Source organism: Intrasporangium sp., from assembly GCF_036566125.1.
In the GTDB taxonomy this organism is placed as follows: Bacteria; Actinomycetota; Actinomycetes; order Actinomycetales; family Dermatophilaceae; genus Intrasporangium.
The window spans coordinates 1-19,594 of record NZ_DATCWX010000280.1 but is presented as its reverse complement, the minus strand read 5'-3'; the positions used below and the strand labels follow the sequence as shown (position 1 = coordinate 19,594).

The window sequence follows — 19,594 nt, the reverse complement described above, 5'->3', positions numbered from 1 at the left end:
CATTGCTCCTGGTCGACGAGCACGATCCCGTCCTCGGCCCGCTTGTACATCGCCCCCGACGGGCACGACGTGACGCACGACGGGTTGAGGCAGTGCTCGCAGATTCGCGGGAGGTAGAACATGAACGCCTTCTCGTACTCGAGCCGCACGTGCTCCTCGACGCCGTCGCGAAGGTTCGGGTCGAGGCGGGCCCGGTCTGGCGCTCCCGCGAGGTCGTCCTCCCAGTTCGGGCCCCACTGCAGGTCGAGGGGTCGACCCGTCACCTGCGACTCGGGCTGCGCGACCGGCTGGTGCTTCGAGACACCCGCGGTCGTCAGCGTCTCGTAGTCGTACGTCCAGGGCTCGTAGTAGTCCTGGATCGAGGGCAGCTTGGGGTTGCTGAAGATCGTCGCGAGCTTCTTCCACCGGCCGCCGGCCTTGAGCGTCAGACGCCCGTTGGGCTTGCGGACCCAGCCGCCCTCCCAGGTCTCCTGGTCCTCGTACGTGCGGGGGTAGCCGAGTCCGGGACGGGTCTCGACGTTGTTGAACCAGACGTACTCGGTGCCCGCGCGGTTGGTCCACGCCTGCTTGCACGTGACGGAGCACGTGTGGCAGCCGATGCACTTGTCGAGGTTCATGACCATCGCCATCTGGGCCATCAGGCGCATCGGTGCGCTCCCTTCGTTCGCCGCACGGACATGTCAGTACTCCACCTTTGCGGTTCGCTTGCGGATCATCGTGACCTCGTCCCGGTTGTTGCCGATGGGTCCGATGTAGTTGAAGAAGTAGGCCAGCTGGGCGTACCCGCCGACAATGTGGTTGGGCTTCAACAGGATTCGGGTCAGGCTGTTGTGGATGCCGCCACGCTTGCGGTCGCGCTCCGTGAGCGGCACGTCGATGAGCCGGTCCTGGGCGTGGTGCATGTAGACGGTGCCCTCGGGCATCCGGTGGCTGACGATCGCGCGTGCGGCGACGACGCCGTTGCGGTTGACCATCTCGATCCAGTCGTTGTCCCTGACCCCGATCTTCGCGGCGTCCCGGTCGCTCATCCATACCGACTGGCCGCCTCGGGAGAGGCTCAGCATGAAGAGGTTGTCCTGGTACTCGGAGTGGATCGACCACTTGTTGTGCGGCGTCAGGTAGCGCACCGAGACGCCGAGCTCGGTCTGCTCGCCGATCGGCGTCTCACCGAAGAGCGTGGTCATGTTGAGCGGCGGCCGGTAGCCGGGGAGCGCCTCGCCCATTCCGAGGAACCAGTCGTGGTCGACGTAGAACTGCTGCCGGCCGGTCAGGGTGTGGAACGGCTTGCTCCGCTCGATGTTGATCGTGAACGGGCTGTAGCGGCGCCCGCCCGACTCGGAGCCGGACCACTCCGGGGAGGTGATGACCGGGACCGGGGCGACCTGCGTGTCGGCGAAGGTGATCTGCTTGCCCTCGTGCTCGCCGGCCAGGTCGGCGAGCTTGGTGCCGGTGCGTTTCTCGAGGAACCGGAAGCCCTGGGTCGCGAGGTGGCCGTTGGACACCCCGGCCAGGTGCAGCATCGCGTCGGCCATCTGGACGTCGGTGTCGACCTTGGGCTGGCCGTCGCCGGCGCCGCCGTGCTGCACGCCGTTGCGATTGCGCAGGATGTCGACCTCGCGCTTGACGTCGTAGGCCACGCCCTTGGTCAGCATGCCGACCTTCTCGAGGAGCGGCCCGATCGACGTCATCTTGTCGTAGACGGCCGTGTAGTCGCGCTCGGCGACGGCGATGACCGGGAGGGTCTTGCCCGGGATCGGCTCACACTCGCCGGCCCTCCAGTCCTTGACGACGCCGTGCACGGTGGCCATGGCCTCCGGAGTGTCGTGCCACAGGGGCTTGGCCACGACGTCCCTGCGGGTGCCGAGGTGGTCGGCGGCGAGCTCGCTGAACTTCTTGGCGATGACCTTCCACGTGTCCCAGTCCGACTTCGTCTGCCAGGGCGGGTTGATGGCCGGGTTGAAGGAGTGAACGAAGGGGTGCATGTCGGTCGTGCTGAGGTCGTGCTTCTCGTACCACGTCGCCGCGGGGAACACGACGTCGCTGAAGATGGTCGAGCTCGTCATGCGGAAGTCGAGGGTCATGAGCAGGTCGAGCTTGCCCTCGACGGCCTCGTCCGCCCAGCGGATCGAGGACGGCCGCTGCTCCGGCCGGGCCTCGTCGGCGGTGGCGGCGCTGTCGGTGCCGAGCAGGTGGCGCAGGAAGTACTCGTTGCCCTTGGCCGAGCTGCCGAGCAGGTTGGACCGCCACAACGACAGGATGCGGGGGTAGTTGTGCTCCGCCTCCGGGTCCTCGACGGCGAACTGCAGCTTGCCCTCCTTGAGCTGCTGCACGACATAGTCGGGCGGCTCCATGCCCGCAGCGGCCGCGTCGTCGGCCAGGTCGAGCGAGCTGCGGTCGAAGGTCGGGTAGCTCGGGGTCCAGCCGAGTCGCACCGACTGCGCGAGCAGGTCCATGACGCCCTTGCCGGCGAAGATGCCCGTGCCGGCGTCGAGGTCGTCGGCGGTGAACGTGTCGTAGCGGTACTGCGAGGTGTGCACGTACCAGTACGCCGTCTGGTTCATGTGCCGCGGCGGGCGGTGCCAGTCGAGCGCGAAGGCCATGTGCTGGAAGCCCATGATGGGTCGGATCTTCTCCTGCCCCACGTAGTGTGCCCAGCCGCCGCCGTTGCGCCCCTGCGTGCCCGTGATCGTCGTCAGCACGAGGATCGCCCGATAGATCTGGTCGCTGTGGAACCAGTGGTTGGTCCCGGCGCCGAGCAGGATCATGCCGCGGCCGTTCGTGTCGATCGCGTTCCGGGCCCACTCACGCGCCAGGCGCGTCACCTGCTCCGCGGGCACCGAGGTGTGCACCTCCTGCCAGGCGGGCGTCGCCGGGACCGACGCGTCGTCGTAGCCCGTCGGCCACTGGCCGGGCAGGCCCTCGCGCGCCACGCCGTACTGGGCGAGCATGAGGTCGAGCACGGTGGTGACGAGACGGTCGCCGACGCGCCGGACGGGGACACCGCGCCGCTCGAACACGGCCTTGCCATCAGCGGCGTCGAAGCGCGGCAGCTCCACCTCGACCGCGTCGTCGTGCGAGCCGTAGACCGTCAGCGCCGGGTCGAGGTCGCCCAGCTCGAGGTTCCACTTGCCCAGGCCCTCCTCGCCGTAGCGGTCACCGATGGAGCCGTTCGGGATGGCGACCTGCCCGGTGCGCGAGTCGAACACGGCGGGCTTCCACATGGCGTTCTCGGAGTCGGCCTGCGGCCCACCGTCCATGTCGCCGGCCACGAGGTACTTGCCGGGACGGTAGGCGCCGTCCTCGGTCGGGACGAGGCTGATGAGGTAGGGCAGGTCGGTGAACCGCTGGTTGTAGTCGACGAAGAAGGGCACCTGCTGGTCGACGAAGAACTCCTTGAGGATGACGTGGCCCATGCCCATCGCCAGCGCGCCATCGGTGCCGGGTGCCGCCGTCACCCACTCGTCGGCGAACTTGACGTTCTCGGCGTAGTCGGGGGCCACGGCGAGCACCTTCTGCCCGCGATAGCGCGCCTCGGTCATCCAGTGCGCATCCGGGGTCCGGGTCAGCGGGACGTTCGATCCCCACATGATGAGGTACCCGGCGTCCCACCAGTCACCGGACTCCGGCACGTCGGTCTGGTCGCCGAACATCTGCGGCGAGGCGTTGGGCAGGTCGGCGTACCAGTCGTAGAACGAGAGCATCGGGGCGCCGATGAGCTCGAGGAAACGGGCGCCGGACGTGTAGGAGACCGGCGACATGGCCGGGATGGGCGAGAAGCCGGCGATCCGGTCCGGGCCGAAGCGCTTGACGGTGTAGACGTGGGCGGCGGCGACGAGCTCGGTGACCTCTTCCCACGTGGCCCGCACGAGGCCGCCCTTGCCGCGCGCCTTCTTGTAGCGCATGGCCTTGTCGGGGTCCTCGACGATGGAGCCCCAGGCGAGGACGGGGTCGCCGCCGTGCTGGCTCTTTGCCTGACGGAACATCTCGAGCAGGACGCCCCGCACGTAGGGGTAGCGCACTCGGGTGGGCGAGTAGGTATACCAGGAGAAGGCGGCGCCACGCGGGCAGCCGCGGGGCTCGTAGTCGGGCCGGTCGGCACCCGGGCTCGGGTAGTCCGTCTGCTGCGCCTCCCAGGTGATGATCCCGTCCTTGACGTAGACCTTCCATGAGCACGAGCCGGTGCAGTTGACGCCGTGCGTGGAGCGGACGACCTTGTCGTGGCTCCACCGGTCCCGGTAGAAGGCGTCACCGGCACGTCCGCCCTTGGCCTCCATGCTGCGTTTGTCCTCGGAAACCGTCGCCTTGGTGAAGAACCGGCGCGTGCCGACGAGGGCCTCGCTCAAGGGGCCGTCGAGGCCCGTCTCGGTGAGGCCGGTCGGGGAGGCGTTCATGTGTGATCTCCTTGTCGGGGCGGGTGGTTGAGCGACGCGGGTCGCTCAAAGCTCGTGGTCGTGGTCAGCGCGGCGATGCAGAGACTCGGGGCGACGAAGGGCGTGAGCCCGACCTCGGTCGACTCCTCGCCCAGGGCCTCCATCACGCCGCGCATGAGGCCTCGGTGGATGCCGCAGACGACGGCGGTGTTGTCCTTGGCGAGCGGCATGAAGGGGCAGTCGTGCAGGGCGACGCGAGCGGTGCGGCCGTCGTTGGTCGTCGACACCTCAGGGCTGTATCCCCATTCGCGCAGCAGGTCGACCATCTGTCCGATCTTGCCGAGCCACTGGCCGGGAGAGCTGGCGGCGCGCTGGCCGAGGAGGCCGGCGTGGCCGTCGAGGACGTGCCGGCGGCCCCAGCGCAGCCCTGCGTCCTCCGGCGTCGTGGGCGGCTCGCCGTCCCCGAAGCCCAGGGTCTGGACGAGCAGCTCGGAGAGCATCCGGTAAGACTGGTCGGACGTCACCGTTCCGAGCGACCCCTGCTCGATGGCATAGAGCTTGCGCGGACGGCCGGCCTCCTTGCGCCGCTGGAAGTGCGCTCGGAGCAGCCCGGCCGCCACGAGCTGGTCGAGGTGGAACCGCACCGTCGTCACGTGCAGGCCCAGTCGGTGGGCCAGGTCCTGGGCACGCAGGCCCGGATGCGGGACGACGGCACCGGTGGCCGGGTCGACGCTCGTCGGGAGGTTGGCGAGGGTGTCGACGATGGTCCTTCGAACGGGTGAGCCCAGCAGGTCCGTACCGGTACCTGAGCCCGTACTCGCATTCAATGCCACGGCGACACCCTTCAATTAGCGAACATCTCTGTGACGTTATTTAGAGGAACGCTGTTCCTCCATCTAAGCACGCCGGACGCTGTGCGAGGTGAGGGCATTGGGAGGACTCCCGTCCTCTTTCCACCGACCGCGCTCTGCGAGTCGCCGGCGCGGATTCCCCTGTTGTGTGAGGCAGATCCCCTCCGCTCAACTTGCATGGCAGGCAATCTACTACGTAACGTAGTTGAACGTCGACCCAGGGTGGCAGAATGTTCCCGCGGGTATTCAACGGGTCGAGGCAGCCTCTCCGGCAGCCCCCTTAAAACGGATTCATTCCTCCAAATAGACGGAGACGAAATGGACGGCACACGAGCCGCATCGTCGGGACGTACCCGGGTCCTCGTCATGTCGACGACGGCCTTCACCGTGATGTTCGCGGTGTGGATGATGTTCGGCATCCTCGGCATCCCCATCCAGAAGGAGCTCGGCCTCAGCGACGTCGAGCTCTCCTGGATCTCGGCGGTGGCCATCCTCAACGGGTCGATGTGGCGCCTGCCGGCGGGCATGCTCACCGACCGGATCGGTGGCCGACGGGTCACGATCGCCATGCTCTTCGCCACGGCGATCCCGGCGTACTTCGTCTCACAGGCGACGACCTACCTGATGCTGCTCATCCTCGCGTTCCTCGTCGGCTTCGCCGGCAACCTCTTCTCGGTCGGCATCGCGTGGAACGCCGCCTGGTACCCCCGCGACCGCCAGGGCTTCGCCCTCGGCGTCTTCGGCGCCGGCAACGTCGGCGCCTCCGTGACGAAGTTCATCGGACCAGCACTCATCACGAGCACGGCCGGGGCCACCTACATCGCCGGCGTCCAGGGCGGCTGGCGGCTCGTCCCCGCCATCTACGCGATCGTGCTCGTCGCGATCGCCGTGCTGACGTGGATCATCACGCCACACCACGACAAGATGCCGGGCAAGAGCCAGTCCACGGCCACCATGCTCGCGCCGCTGAAGGACATCCGCGTGTGGCGCTTCGGCCTCTACTACGTGGCGGTCTTCGGTGCCTACGTCGCGCTCTCCGTGTGGCTGCCCAAGTACTACGTCGACAACTTCGGCGTGGACCTCTGGACGGCAGCGCTTCTCACCGCGACCTTCATCTTCCCCGCCTCCCTGCTCCGCCCGCTCGGCGGCTGGTTCAGCGACACGTTCGGCGCCCGTCGCGGCATGTACTTCACCTTCACCGTCATGCTCGTGACGAGCGGGCTGCTCATGATGCCCAACGGCCACCTTGTCGTCGTCCAGGCGGACGGCGCGCAGACCGAGCACTGGAACTACAGCATGGGCATCGTGCCCTTCGTCATCCTCGTGTTCCTCCTCGGCTGCGCCATGGGCATCGGGAAGGCTGCGGTCTACAAGCACATCCCGGAGTACTTCCCGAGGGCGGTGGGCCCGGTCGGGGGGCTGGTCGGCATGCTCGGTGGCCTCGGCGGCTTCTTCCTGCCCCCGATGTTCGCCTACACGAAGGACTGGTTCGGCTTCCCGTCGAGTACCTTCTTCGTCATCTTCGTGCTCACCGCGGTCTGCGCCCTCTGGATGCACTGGACCGTCGTGCACATGCTGCACCAGGGCTCGCCCCAGCTCGCCGACTACTTCGAGCCGCCGCCCGCCCACAATCCGGATCTGCTCGATCCGGCTCTCCACAACCGCACCACCGCTGACCTGGCCCACGCGTCCGCGACGGGCTCTGCCAACAGCTCCACCAACGACTCCACCAAGGAAACGACGGAGGCTCGCGCATGACGACCAAAACCGCACCCACCCGTGGGGAGTGGCTCGAGTCCTGGGACCCGGAGAACGAGGAGACCTGGGACAAGCCGCTGGCGTGGAGGACCCTCTGGATCACGACCTTCTGCCTCACCCTGGCGTTCATCGCGTGGTTCCTCCCGAGCGCGATCATCCCGAAGCTGAACCCGCTCGGCTATGAGTTCAGCAAGGGCCAGCTCTACTGGATGGCGGCCATGCCCGGGCTCGCGGCCGGACTCATGCGCCTCATCTGGATGGTCCTGCCGCCGATCATGGGCACCCGCAAGATGGTGTCCCTGACGACGCTCCTGCTCATCGCGTCAACACTCGGCTGGGGCGTGCGCGTCCAGAGCCCGACGGCGCCCTACTGGGAGCTCATGGTCCTCGCCTTCCTGGCGGGCATCGGCGGTGGCGCGTTCTCCGGCTTCATGCCGAGCACCTCCTACTTCTTCCCCAAGCGCATGCAGGGGACCGCACTGGGCCTGCAGGCCGGCATCGGCAACTTCGGCGTCTCGCTCGTCCAGCTGCTCACCCCGTACCTCATCGGCCTGAGCTTCCTGGCCGTCATCGGCGGCAGCCAGCTGATGACGATGCCGGGTCAGCAGCCGGTCGAGGTGTGGTACCAGAACGCCGCCTTCGTCTGGATCCCGCTCATGATCATCGGCGCGATCCTGGCGTGGACGATGCTCAAGTCGGTCCCGATCAAGGCGAACATCAGGCAGCAGTTCGACATCTTCAACAACCAGGACACCTGGTGGATGACGCTGCTCTACATCATGACCTTCGGCACGTTCTCCGGCCTGTCGGCGCAGTTCGGCCTGCTCATGGCCAACCTCTACGGGATCGGCAATGCCGAGATCGTCCAGGGAGCCGGCTCCTCCGCCCAGCTGCTCGTCGATGGCTACGCCGTGCCGGACGTGGTCAAGTACGTCTTCCTCGGCCCGCTCGTGGGCGCCGGCGCGCGCGTCCTCTTCTCGCCGCTGACCGACCGCATGGGCGGCGCGAGGTGGACCCTCGTGTCCGGGATCGGCCTGATCGCCTCGATCGCCTACACGATCCCGGCGCTCGTCCCCGACACCTCTTCGGCCGAGGCGCTCCAGGGCGGCTTCAACCGGTTCCTCTGGGGCATGCTCGCGATCTTCCTCTTCAGCGGCATCGGCAACGCCTCGACGTTCAAGCAGATGCCGATGATCTTCGAGCGCCGCCGGGCGGGAGGCGTCATCGGGTGGACGGCTGCGATCGCCGCTTTCGGTCCGTTCCTCTTCGGCGTGGGCCTGACGATCATGTCGCCGACGCTCTTCTACCTGATCGGGATTGCCTGGGCCGTCATGTGCGTGGGCATCACGTGGATGCGTTATGCACGCCCCAACGCTCCCAAGCCGGGCTGACAGGCCAACCACCATGCCGTATGCCGCTGTGCTCGGTTCTCGTCGAGCGTGCAGCCCGCGCGGGGCTCAGTTCTCATCGATGGGGCGTCAGCGCTTGTGCCGCGGCGCGAACGCGGGTGCCTCCCTCGCGAACGCCGCCTGCCGCGCCCGACGGGTGTTCGGTGTGCGGAGGAGCAGCCGCAGCTGCTCGGCGCGTTCCCTGGCGAAGGTGCGACGCGGGCCAACCGACCCGGTCCGCTCGAAGAGGCGCTTCGCAGCAGCGACGGCGTCGGGAGACCGCGTCATGATCTCGGCGACGAGCTCCTCGGCGGCAGCGCGTGGTTCATCGGCAACTCCGGTGGCCAGCCCCAGCGCCGCTGCCTGCTCGCCGCTGACGACCCCTCCGGTCATCGTGAGCCGTTTCGCGACGTCGAGGCCGACGACCTCGGTGAGGCTCTGGATCCCGGACATGTCCGGGATGAGTCCCCACTTCGACTCGAGGACTGACCACTTCGCGTCCGGGGTTGTGAACCGGAAGTCCGCGCCGAGGGCGATCTGCACCCCACCGCCGAAGCAGTGGCCGTGGACCGCCGCGACGACCGGCACCGGCAGTCGGCGCCAGGCCCAGCACGCTTCCTGGAAGGTGTTGGTGCCGAGCCACGGCCGCGGAACGAAGGCCGCCGCGACGGCCCGCGGGTTCTTCAGCACAGTGGCGAAGTCGAGCCCCGCGCAGAAGGAGTCACCCACGCCCGAGAGGATGACGGCCCGCAGCGAGCGGTCCGCGCGGAGTCGTCGAGCCGTGGCGACGAGGTCATCGAGCATGTCCAGGGTGAGGGCGTTGAGCTTGTCCGGCCGGCTGAGCTGGACCCGGGCGACCCCCTCGGCGGTGGTGCACGTGATGTGGCTCGTCATGGGGTGAGCCTAGGCGCCGAGCCTGCGGTGCGAGCCGCTGAGGCGACGAGATGTGATTTGGGTGGCACTGCCCGCGATCCCCGAGTGACGGTGCCATAGGTTTCGGTGTGCAGTGCACACCAGAAGGAGAACAACTGTGCAGATCGGTGTCCCACGCGAGATGCGCGCCCGTGAGACGCGTGTCGCCGCAACGCCCAAGACGGTCCAGCAGCTGACAGCCCTCGGCTACGACGTCGTCGTCGAGCGTGGCGCCGGAGAGCTCGCCAGCTTCTCCGATGAGGCCTACGCGGTGGCAGGCGCCCGCATCGTGACGTCGCTGGAGGTGTGGGCCTCGGACATCGTGCACAAGGTGAACGCGCCGTCGGACGCCGAGATCGCCCTGATGCGGCCCGGCACGGTGCTCGTCAGCCTGATGGCTCCGGCGCTCAACCCCGATCTCGTCGAGAAGCTGCGAGCAGCGAGCGTGACCGCGATGGCGATGGATGCCGTGCCGCGGATCAGCCGGGCGCAGTCGCTGGACGTCCTCTCCTCGATGGCGAACATCGCCGGCTACCGCGCGATCGTCGAGGCAGCGCACGAGTTCGGCTCCTTCTTCACCGGGCAGGTGACGGCTGCCGGCAAGGTGCCGCCCGCGAAGGTGCTCATCGCGGGTGCTGGCGTCGCAGGCCTGGCCGCCATCGGTACCGCGAACTCGCTTGGCGCAGTGGTGCATGCGACGGACGCCCGGCCCGAGGTGGCCGAGCAGGTCGAGTCGATGGGGGCCCAGTTCCTCGCGGTTGAGATGCCCGAGTCAGAGCTGGCCGTCTCGAGCGATGGCTACGCCAAGGAGATGGGTGAGGCCTACAACCGGGCGGCGGCCGAGCTCTACGCCGCCCAGGCGCCCCAGATGGACATCGTCGTCACGACAGCGCTCATCCCGGGCCGGCCCGCGCCGCGGCTCATCACTGCCGACATGGTGGCGACGATGCGGCCGGGCTCGGTCATCGTCGACATGGCGGCGTCCAACGGCGGCAACGTCGAGGGCTCCGTCCCCGACGAGCTGGTCGTGACGGACAACGGTGTGAAGATCATCGGCTACACGGATCTCGCGAGCCGGCTGCCGACGCAGGCCAGCCAGCTCTACGGCACGAACCTCGTCAACCTGATGAAGCTGCTGACGCCGGGCAAGGACGGGCAGCTCGTCCTCGACTTCGACGACGTCGTGCAGCGGGGCATGACGGTGACCCGCGACGGAGAGCTCCTCTGGCCGCCGCCGGCCATCCAGGTGTCCGCCGCCCCGGTGGCCAAGCCCGCCGCCGAGGTGGTCAAGGAGCCCGAGAAGGTCAAGGACCCACGACGCAAGTACGTCTACATGGCGGTCGGGGCCGTGGCGTTCGCACTCATCGCCGCCGTCTCACCACCGAGCTTCCTCGGCCACTTCACGGTGTTCGCCCTCGCCGTGGTCGTCGGCTACTACGTGATCGGGAACGTCCACCATGCGCTCCACACGCCGCTCATGTCGGTGACGAACGCGATCAGCGGAATCATCGTCGTCGGTGCCCTGATCCAGCTGGGTCAGTGGTCCGAGGAGCAGAGCCTGGCCATCTTCGTGCTCGCCTTCCTGGCGACGCTGATCGCCAGCATCAACATCTTCGGTGGCTTCCTCGTCACCCGCCGCATGCTCACGATGTTCCGGAAGGGCTGAGCGCACACCATGGACCTCGCACTGATCCAAGCGGCGTACATCATCGCCGGTCTGCTGTTCATCCTGTCGCTCGCCGGTCTCTCGAAGCACGAGACCGCGAAGGACGGCAACAACCTCGGCATGATCGGCATGCTCATCGCCCTCGTCGCGACGCTGTGGCTGGCCCTTCGTGGTGCCGATCCGCTGAACTGGCTGTCCATTGCCACCGCCATGGCCATCGGAGCCCTCATTGGTATCTGGAGGGCCCGCCGGGTCGAGATGACCGCGATGCCCGAGCTCATCGCGATGCTGCACAGCTTCGTCGGTGCGGCCGCTGTGCTCGTCGGTTTCAACACCTTCCTCGCCTCGGACGCCGGGGCGAGCGACGGCGTCCACCTGGTCGAGATCTTCCTCGGCGTCTTCATCGGTGCCGTGACCTTCACCGGATCGGTCGTCGCGTACCTCAAGCTGGCAGCGAAGATCTCCGGTCGGCCGCTCATGCTGCCCGCGCGGCACTGGCTGAACCTCTTCGCCGGGATCATCTCCCTCGGCCTGATGATCTGGTTCGTCGCGTCACACTCGATCGTCCCGCTCGGCATCATGACGGCCATCGCCCTGGCCTTCGGCTGGCACCTCGTCGCCTCGATCGGCGGCGGCGACATGCCGGTCGTCGTGTCGATGCTGAACTCCTACTCCGGATGGGCCGCCGCGGCGGCCGGCTTCATGCTCGGCAACGACCTGCTCATCATCACCGGTGCGCTCGTCGGCTCGTCCGGTGCGTATCTGTCGTACATCATGAGCAAGGCGATGAACCGGTCCTTCATCTCGGTCATCGCCGGCGGCTTCGGACAGGACGGCGGCGCCCCGACGGGCGATGTCGACTACGGCGAGCACCGGGAGACCAACCCCGACGAGGTCGCCGACCTGCTCGTCCACGCCAAGTCGGTCGTCATCACACCGGGCTACGGCATGGCGGTCGCGCAGGCGCAGTACCCCGTGGCGGACCTCACCGCCAAGCTCCGCGAGAAGGGCGTCGACGTGCGCTTCGGGATCCACCCGGTCGCCGGTCGGCTCCCAGGACACATGAACGTGCTGCTCGCCGAGGCGAAGGTGCCCTACGACATCGTCCTCGAGATGGACGAGATCAACGACGACCTCCCGGAGACGGACGTCGTGCTCGTCATCGGTGCCAATGACACAGTGAACCCGGCCGCCGAGGAGGACCCGAACAGCCCGATCGCGGGCATGCCGGTGCTCGAGGTCTGGAACGCCAAGGACGTCATCGTCTTCAAGCGGTCCATGGCCGCCGGATATGCAGGGGTGCAGAACCCGCTGTTCTTCCGGGAGAACAGCGCCATGCTGTTCGGCGACGCGAAGGACCGGGTCGAGGACATCATCAAGTCCCTCTGACCCCAGCCGGCGGTTCAGCCACTCAGTCCACGTCGAGGATCTGCGGCGTCTCCGCCAACCCGGCCTCGCGCTCCCCGGTAGCCAGCAGGCTGTGGCTTCGCGAGTAGGTGAAGTAGATGACCACCCCGGCGACCATCCACACCAGGAACCGGAGCCAGGTCTCGATCGAGAGGTTGAGGATGAGATAGACGCAGAGCGCAGCCGACAGCCAGGGAAGCACCGGGTTCCACGGCACGACGAAGCCGCGCTTCAGGTCTGGACGCCGCTTTCGCAGGATCGGCACCGCCAGGGAGACAAGCACGAAGGCTGTGAGCGTGCCGATGTTGACCATCTCCTCGAGCCGGCCGACAGGAGTCAGCGATGCGACCAGGGCGATGACGGCACCGACCAGGAACGTGAGTCGCACGGGTGTCCCGGTCCGCTGGCTCGTGACACCCAACCCAGCGGGGAGGAGCCGGTCGCGGCTCATCGCGAAGACGACGCGGGTTGTCCCGATGATGAGGGTCATGACAACCGTCGTGAGGCCGGCGACGGCCCCGGCCGCGATGAGCGTGGCGTACCCGTCCTGGCCCACCTGCTCGAACGCTGCGGCGAGCGCGCCCTGCGTATCGATCTGGTCGAAGGGCACCATCCCGGTGATGACGAGAGCCACGGCGACGTAGAGAACCGTGCAGATGGCGAGAGACCCGAGGATGCCGATCGGAAGGGCGCGCTGCGGGTCCCGGGCCTCCTCCGCGGTCGTGGCCACGACGTCGAAGCCGATGTAGGCGAAGAAGACGAGGGCAGCCGCCGACATGATGCCCATGACGCCGTAGGTGGCCGGCGTCATGCCGGTGAGCACCTGCAGAACGGGGGCGTGGATTCCTTCCGCGCCTGGGGCATTGGGTGCGCTGGGCGGGATGAAGGGCGTCCAGTTGGCAGAGTTGACGAAGCCGGCGCCCGCAACAATGACGAACAGCACGATGAACACCTTGATCGCGACGAGCACGAGGTTGACCCGCAGGGACTCCTTGATGCCCTTGGCGACGAGTAGGGCCAGCACGGCCACGAGCACGAACGCCCCGAGGTCGAAGTGGGAGCCGGGAGCCACGGCAGCGGGGATCTCGATCCCGAACCGGCCCAGCAGGATCTCCACGTAGGCGGACCACCCCTGGGCGACGACGCTCGCGCCCAGCATGAGCTCGAGGATCAGGTCCCACCCGATGACCCAGGCGATGAACTCACCGAGGGTCGCGTAGGAGAAGGTGTAGGCGGATCCCGACACCGGGACGGTCGAGGCGAACTCCGCGTAGCACATGGCGGCGAAGGCGCACACGACGGCCGCGAGGATGAAGGACAGGATGACGGCGGGCCCGGCATACTGCTGCGCGGCCCGGCCGGTGACGGTGAAGATGCCCGCGCCGATCACGACGCCGACGCCGAAGACGACGAGGTCGAGGGCGGTCAGCCGGCGCTTCAGGTGATGGTCCGGCTCGTCGGCCGCGGCCATGGACGCCTCGATCGTCTTGGTGCGGAACAGACTCATGATGACCTCCGAACGCTGATGTGTCGGGACGGTCACTTCAAACTAGACCGGCCCGGCGCCCGGCGCGATGTCTGAGCTCGGTTCAGTCGTCGCCGGGGTCGTGGGGGCGGTCGGTGACGCGGTCGCTGGTCCAGATCGGGACGGGCCCGGTGTCCGCCGAGCGTCGGCGCCGTTGGATGTCCTCGCTCTGGTAGAGCGTCTCCCCGCCCCGTTTCCGTCGGATCGGGATGGCGCGCGAATGCTGGTCCAGACGGTCCTGGATCGGGCTGTGGATCGGCGCCACGTCAGGGTATGACGGCGTGCCGTATCTCGGGGCGCCGGAGCCCGCATCGCCACCATTTCCGCCAGAGCCACCTGAGCCGCCAGGACCACCTGAGCCGCCCGAACCGTTGTCCGGACCGTTCCCGCCGTCGACCGGGGGTCCGGTGCCAGTGTCGTCTTCCTCGATCTCCCGGACGGTGGTGGTGCCGGACGGCGGGCCGATGTTGAAGATCACGGCGCAGATGGCCCGGTAGGTCTCGTCCGGTCGCCGGACCCATTCGACGGTGCGCATGGCCTGTTCCTGACCGGCGCTCTCCATGACGAAGCGTCCGTAGCCGAGCAGCTTTCCGGGGATGCTCCGCTCGTAGCTCATGTCGGTGACCTTGATGAGCGGCATCATCGCGACCTTGTGCGTGATGAGCCCGTAGCGCAGGAGCAGCCGTTTGTCGGTGGCGGCGAACCAGTCGTGGCGCCACTCGAGGATGTGCCAGCCGAGCCAGATGAGACTCACGAAGAAGACGAACCAGAGGAAGTTCCCGATCGGCTGACTGTCATGAGTGAGGTTGGCGTCGAAGAACATGGCGATGCCGAGGACCAGGACGCTGATCGCGATTGGTTTGAGGAGCCGGGCCCAGTGGGCGTGGACCGCAGTGACGAGCTGCTCACCCGGCAGGAGGATAGGTGAGAGTCCCGAGGGGATCTCGTCGGTGCTCCGGAGGAACGCCATGTCGCCCGTTGTCCGTCCTCAGCCGCCCAGCAAGCTGTCGAAGAATTCCAGGAGGGCGTAGAAGCCCTGCACGAGGATGTTCCAGATGCTCGTGATGATGCCAGCGGCTTGGTCAGGTGAGGTGAAGATCGCGTAGATGAAGAACGCCAGCACGAGGAAGAGAATGACCTTCTTGGTCCTGGGACCCATGGTGGTTCGCTCCTCAGCATGACGGACGGCCGCGTCGTCGCACGGCACGGGTGTGGGACCAGTGTGCCGCAAGTGACCGATGTGGACGTGGAGGACATCGGGGTGTGTCTGAGCTTCGGTGGAGACCCACATTAGTCTCCCCGCGCGCCACGGTCTTGTTGGAGTAGCGGTCGGGGCTGGGTGGAGGGCTGGCCCGGGGAGCGAGCTCAGCGGCATACGGGCTAGTCGACGACCCCGTAGAGGCGGTCACCCGCGTCGCCCAGGCCCGGCACGATGTATCCCTTCTCATTGAGTCGCTCGTCGACGGCGCCCGTGACGACCTTCACGTGGGCGCTCGTCGAGGCCAGCGACTCCTCGAGATGCTTGACGCCCTCGGGGGCGGCGAGGAGGCACACCGCCGTGATGTCGTTGGCGCCGCGGTCGAGCAGGAAGTGGATCGCGTCGGCCATCGAGCCACCCGTCGCCAGCATCGGGTCGAGCACGAAGACCTGCCGCCCGGTGAGATCCTCGGGGAGGCGGTTGGCGTACGTCACGGCTTCCAGCGTCAGCTCGTTGCGCTGCATGCCGAGGAAGCCCACCTCGGCGCTCGGCAGCAGCCGGACCATGCCCTCGAGCATGCCGAGCCCCGCGCGCAGGATCGGCACGATGAGCGGCTTCGGCTTGGAGAGCTTGATCCCCGTCGTCGGCGACACGGGTGTCTCGATCTCGAAGGGCTCGACCCGGACCTCTCGGGTCGCCTCGTAGGCGAGGAGCGTCATCAGCTCCTCCGCGAGGCGGCGGAACGTCGGGCTGTCCGTCCGCTTGTCGCGCAGGTAGGTCAGCTTGTGGGCGATGAGGGGGTGGTCGGCGACGTGGACGCGCATGGGTGGAAACTTAGCGCGTGGCCAAGGATTCCGAGACTCCGGTGACGGACGCCGCCGCCGTGTCGGAGCGGTATGCCGCATGGGTCGGCGAGGCACTCGAGCTCGCTGCCCGCACGGGCGGATCGGAAGACGTGCCCGTGGGCGCCGTCGTCATCGGCGCCGACGAGGTGGTCATCGGCCGGGGACGCAACGTGCGGGAGCAGTTCGGCGACCCGACGGGTCACGCCGAGATCATGGCGCTGCGCGAGGCGGCTGCCGCCATCGGCTCATGGCGCCTCGACGGGGCAATTCTCGTGGCGACGTTGGAGCCCTGCGTGATGTGCGCCGGAGCCGCCATCGCGGCCCGGATCGAGCGGATCGTCTTCGGCGCCTGGGATCCCAAGGCCGGCGCCTGCGGTTCGGTCTGGGACCTGACACGGGATCCGTTGGCGCTGCACCAGGTCGACGTGGTCGGCGGAGTGCGCGCGCGTGAGTCGGCAACGCTGCTCATGGACTTCTTCGAGCGGCGGCGGGACGCTGCGCCTGACGGGCGCGAAACCGGATGGAGCGAGGATCGATGACGAGGATCGCAGTTCTGGGGCCCGGCGGCGTCGGGGGAGTCATGGCTGCGCGGCTGCAGCGCGCCGGTCACGAGGTCACCGTGATCGCTTCGGAGCGCACGGCCGCCGTCATTGCTTCCGGAGGACTGCACTACACCTTGCCCGACGGCTCCGGCGAGGCCTCGGTCGAGGCGCGGAGCATGCTGGCGGAGCCCGTCGACGTCCTCGTCGTGGCGACCAAGGCGATGGAGCTGTTGTCCGCCCTGCAACGCGTGCCTGTCGGGCTGCTCGGCGGGACCGCCGTCGTGCCGCTGCTCAACGGCATCGACCATGTGGCCTTCCTCCGAGCCGAGCTCCCCGGCGCCGACGTCGTGGCCTCGACCATCTCCGTCGAGGCCACGCGGCACCGCCCAGGGGTCGTCGAACAGGTGAGCGGCTTTGCCGACGTGGGGGTCTCCCTCGCCAGCGACGGAGGGCAGCTGTGGGCAGAGCTGGCCGAGGGCGCCGGCTGCACGGTGACGACCGTGCCCGACGACGCGACGGTGCTGTGGCGCAAGCTCTCCTTCCTCGCCCCACTGGCGCTGCTGACGACCTCCGCGATGGCGTCGGTCGGGGAGGCGATCGCTTCGCGGTCTGATCTGGTGCGTCCCTTGGTGGACGAGGCTGCTGCGGCCGCTGGCACTGCCGGTGTGGCCATCGATGCCGATGTCATCGAGACGCGACTGAGGTCGCTTCCCGGCGGGATGCAGTCGTCGATGCTCAAGGATGCGCTGGCGGGACGAGCGGTCGAGCTGGACGCCATCGCCGGACCGATCATCGGTGCGCTCGGCAGGGACGGGGCTCGGGCCACGGTTCAAGCGGTGTCGGGCATCTTGGCGGCCACGGCCTGAGCGGGTCGCAGCGATTTCTTCGCCGCGGGGACGCTCCGGTATGGTTCTCCGCGGTGGCGTGTCCGAGCGGCCTAAGGAGCACGCCTCGAAAGCGTGTGAGGGGGCAACTCCTCCGTGGGTTCAAATCCCACCGCCACCGCCATTCACCTGCGGGAACGCCGGTCAGCCCGTGAGGGAACTGGCCGGCGTTCCCCGGCCTGGCCTCATTCCCGTCTCATTTGGTCGTTCGTGGCGGTTCGCCAGGGTTCATGCCGAGCCACCGCAGTCGCGTGACGAGGACCTTGCCCTAACACCGACGGCCCCGTCTCCGGGCGCGCAGAGGTCAACGACGCTGTCACTGGGAGCCAGAAGGACGTCCAAGCGCGGGCGCTGGCATCCTCCACCGTCGCAGCAGGCTCTCCGCATGGTGACGATGCCACTCGTTGGCCGGAGGCGCGACGAACTTCGGAGGAGCCATGGGGGGTCAGGATCGCCGAGGGCACGTCCACCTTGCAATGGCCTACGGAGGCTGTCGCCTCAGCGTCGTGTGGGCTCGCGGTGTTCGGCGTGACCTATAGAAGTGCCCGCCGCTCTTATAGGATGGAGCAGAAACCTATAAATCACATGGCTGGAACTATAGGAGTCGGCGCGTGGACCTGAAGCGGTTCGAGGCATCACCCATCGGCACTCTGGCCCCGATCAATGGGTACGACACCCTGCTCAAGCGAGAGTACCGACACGCCGCGTTCGTCCCGGCAAAGCTGCCCCACGAGGTCCCACTCGGGCAGGGCACCTACAAGAAACTCGCCGAGGCTGAGCGGGCTGTGGGGCGCCTCGACGCCGCTGCGGATCGTTTGCCAAACCCCAACCTGCTGGTGCGACCCACGCTGTACCGCGAGGCCGTGAGCACCAGCGCCCTGGAGGGGACGTACGCGCCCCTGTTGGAAGTCCTCGAGGCCGACTATGTCGATGAGAGGCGCCAGAGCCAAGAGGTGCGCGAGGTGCTGAACTACGTGCGGGCGGCAGGACGGGGCCTTGAGCTCATCGAGCAGAAGCCGATCTGCCTGACAGTCATCGCCGAACTTCAGAAGATCTTGGTGCGTGGCACCCGTGGCGACCTCGCGGACTCCGGCTGGCTTCGCACCGGCCAGGTGTACATCGGCGAGCGGTCACGTGGGATCGAGGCGGCTCGATTCGTCCCACCCCCGGCCGGCGACCCACTCGCCGAGGGCATGTCGGACTGGGAGAAGTGGCTCAACGCCGAGGACGACGTCCCGCTGCTCGTCAAAGCGGCCCTGGGCCACTACCAGTTCGAAACGCTACATCCCTTCTCGGACGGCAACGGGCGCCTCGGTCGGCTCATCATCGTGCTTCAACTAATCGCCGAGGGTGCACTGCGCTATCCGATCCTCAACCTTTCTCCCTACTTCGAACCTCGCAAGGATACGTACAAGGACCTGCTGCTCGGTACGAGCGCGACCGGGAACTTCGAGCCCTGGGTCGCCTTCTTCGCCGACGCGGTGATCGCACAAGCAGCCGATGCGGAAGCGCGGATCACCAGGCTGCTCAGCCTCCGACAGGAGATGCTCGGCGCGCTGCGCGCGGAGAAGGCGCGTGGCGTGGTACTCGACATCGTCGAGGACCTCATCGGCTACCCCGTGATAACTGTGTCGCAGGCGGCCAAGCTGCATTCGGTCACCTTTCCGCCCGCGAACAACGCGATCGAGCGCCTCGTGCGGCTCGGATTCCTAGTCGAAATGACCGGGCGCGGCTACGGAAGAGTGTTCGCGTGTCCTGACGTGATGGCGACAGTGGAGGATCCACACCTAACATGACGTCCCGCTCGCCAGGCCCCGCTGAGCGCTGTCCACCCCGATCGGGGACGCAATCCCGAGCTCATGAGGGGTAGATGGTTTCTCCCCGTTCGAGCATGGCGACGAACTGCTCGAGGCGTCGGCTTCGGGTCTCGGCGCGCTTCGCTGTCTGGAGGCGGTAGAGGACGGCGTAGCGATTTCGGCTGTTGAGGTTCTGGAACATCGTCCGCGCGACAGGGTGGGAGTCGAGGGCTGCGGCGAGATCGGCCGGCACCTCGATGCTCGCCGGTCCGGCGTACGCGGCGTCCCAACGGCCGTCAGCCTTGGCGCGTTCCACCGCGGCGAGTCCCGACGCCTGCATGCGCCCTTCCGCCATGAGCCGCTCAGCGATTGCGACGTTGCGCTTGGACCACGCGCTGCGCGCAGTACGGGGCGTGAAGCGCTGACGGTAGCTGTCCTTGTCGCCGCGGCGG

At 67.7% G+C, this 19,594-nt stretch carries 16 protein-coding genes and 1 tRNA gene; 8 read left to right on the top strand and 9 right to left on the bottom strand.

Annotated elements, in window-relative coordinates:
- The 3 genes from VIR15_RS17120 to VIR15_RS17110 form a co-directional block, all read right to left on the bottom strand.
- Positions 1-647: 4Fe-4S dicluster domain-containing protein (locus tag VIR15_RS17120; protein ID WP_331929938.1), on the bottom strand; the 647-nt coding region annotated here is incomplete at its 3' end.
- A 33-nt stretch (positions 648-680) separates the two neighbouring features.
- Positions 681-4,391: a nitrate reductase subunit alpha gene (locus tag VIR15_RS17115; protein WP_331929936.1), complete on the bottom strand. Its 3,711-nt coding sequence runs from the start codon at positions 4,389-4,391 to the stop codon at positions 681-683.
- Entirely contained in the window at positions 4,388-5,203 is an 816-nt protein-coding gene (locus VIR15_RS17110) for a helix-turn-helix transcriptional regulator (RefSeq protein WP_331929934.1), read from the bottom strand. The genes VIR15_RS17115 and VIR15_RS17110 overlap by 4 nt, the downstream gene beginning before the upstream one ends.
- Before the next feature lie 336 nt (positions 5,204-5,539).
- On the opposite strand from VIR15_RS17110, the gene VIR15_RS17105 reads away from it, so the two are divergent.
- Together VIR15_RS17105 and VIR15_RS17100 are read left to right on the top strand one after the other, a co-directional pair.
- The gene (locus tag VIR15_RS17105) at positions 5,540-6,979 is read left to right on the top strand and encodes an MFS transporter (RefSeq protein WP_331929932.1); all 1,440 of its coding nucleotides are present in this window, start codon (positions 5,540-5,542) and stop codon (positions 6,977-6,979) included.
- Positions 6,976-8,370 (top strand): MFS transporter, encoded by a 1,395-nt coding sequence (locus VIR15_RS17100; protein ID WP_331929930.1) that lies wholly within the window; start codon positions 6,976-6,978, stop codon positions 8,368-8,370. Before VIR15_RS17105 ends, VIR15_RS17100 begins: the two co-directional genes overlap by 4 nt.
- Positions 8,371-8,457: 87 nt before the next feature.
- On the opposite strand, the gene VIR15_RS17095 is transcribed toward VIR15_RS17100, so the two are convergent.
- Positions 8,458-9,261 (bottom strand): crotonase/enoyl-CoA hydratase family protein, encoded by an 804-nt coding sequence (locus tag VIR15_RS17095; RefSeq protein ID WP_331929928.1) that lies wholly within the window; start codon positions 9,259-9,261, stop codon positions 8,458-8,460.
- A 136-nt stretch (positions 9,262-9,397) separates the two neighbouring features.
- Here VIR15_RS17095 and VIR15_RS17090 point away from each other — a divergent pair, with 136 nt between their 5' ends.
- The gene (locus VIR15_RS17090; RefSeq protein WP_331929926.1) at positions 9,398-10,945 is read left to right on the top strand and encodes a Re/Si-specific NAD(P)(+) transhydrogenase subunit alpha; all 1,548 of its coding nucleotides are present in this window, start codon (positions 9,398-9,400) and stop codon (positions 10,943-10,945) included.
- Between the two features lie 9 nt (positions 10,946-10,954).
- Positions 10,955-12,334, top strand: a complete 1,380-nt coding sequence (gene pntB, locus VIR15_RS17085) for a Re/Si-specific NAD(P)(+) transhydrogenase subunit beta (protein ID WP_331929924.1) — start codon at positions 10,955-10,957, stop codon at positions 12,332-12,334.
- A gap of 22 nt (positions 12,335-12,356) precedes the next feature.
- On the opposite strand, the gene VIR15_RS17080 is transcribed toward pntB, so the two are convergent.
- From VIR15_RS17080 to upp, 4 genes are all read right to left on the bottom strand, one after another.
- Positions 12,357-13,859, bottom strand: a complete 1,503-nt coding sequence (locus VIR15_RS17080) for an amino acid permease (RefSeq protein WP_331929922.1) — start codon at positions 13,857-13,859, stop codon at positions 12,357-12,359.
- Between the two features lie 82 nt (positions 13,860-13,941).
- Positions 13,942-14,847 (bottom strand): PH domain-containing protein, encoded by a 906-nt coding sequence (locus VIR15_RS17075; protein ID WP_331929920.1) that lies wholly within the window; start codon positions 14,845-14,847, stop codon positions 13,942-13,944.
- An 18-nt stretch (positions 14,848-14,865) separates the two neighbouring features.
- On the bottom strand, positions 14,866-15,036 hold the full coding sequence (locus VIR15_RS17070) for a hypothetical protein (protein ID WP_331929918.1): 171 nt from the start codon (positions 15,034-15,036) through the stop codon (positions 14,866-14,868).
- Positions 15,037-15,257: 221 nt separating this feature from the next.
- Positions 15,258-15,899, bottom strand: coding sequence for a uracil phosphoribosyltransferase (gene upp / locus VIR15_RS17065; protein ID WP_331929916.1), 642 nt, complete (start codon positions 15,897-15,899; stop codon positions 15,258-15,260).
- Positions 15,900-15,916: 17 nt separating this feature from the next.
- On the opposite strand from upp, the gene VIR15_RS17060 reads away from it, so the two are divergent.
- The 4 genes from VIR15_RS17060 (at position 15,917) to VIR15_RS17045 (ending at position 19,142) form a co-directional block, all read left to right on the top strand.
- Positions 15,917-16,459 carry a nucleoside deaminase gene (locus VIR15_RS17060; protein ID WP_331929914.1) on the top strand — a complete coding sequence of 181 codons (543 nt, stop codon included), beginning with the start codon at positions 15,917-15,919 and terminating at the stop codon, positions 16,457-16,459.
- Positions 16,456-17,328 (top strand): ketopantoate reductase family protein, encoded by an 873-nt coding sequence (locus tag VIR15_RS17055; RefSeq protein ID WP_331929912.1) that lies wholly within the window; start codon positions 16,456-16,458, stop codon positions 17,326-17,328. The genes VIR15_RS17060 and VIR15_RS17055 overlap by 4 nt, the downstream gene beginning before the upstream one ends.
- A 52-nt stretch (positions 17,329-17,380) precedes the next feature.
- Positions 17,381-17,470 (top strand) — tRNA-Ser (locus tag VIR15_RS17050).
- A 487-nt stretch (positions 17,471-17,957) separates the two neighbouring features.
- A complete protein-coding gene (locus VIR15_RS17045) occupies positions 17,958-19,142 on the top strand; it encodes a Fic family protein (RefSeq protein WP_331929910.1) in 1,185 nt (394 codons plus the stop codon).
- A gap of 61 nt (positions 19,143-19,203) precedes the next feature.
- Here VIR15_RS17045 and VIR15_RS17040 read toward each other — a convergent pair.
- Positions 19,204-19,594 (bottom strand): YdeI/OmpD-associated family protein (locus VIR15_RS17040; protein ID WP_331929908.1); only part of this gene is annotated, 391 nt, incomplete at its 5' end.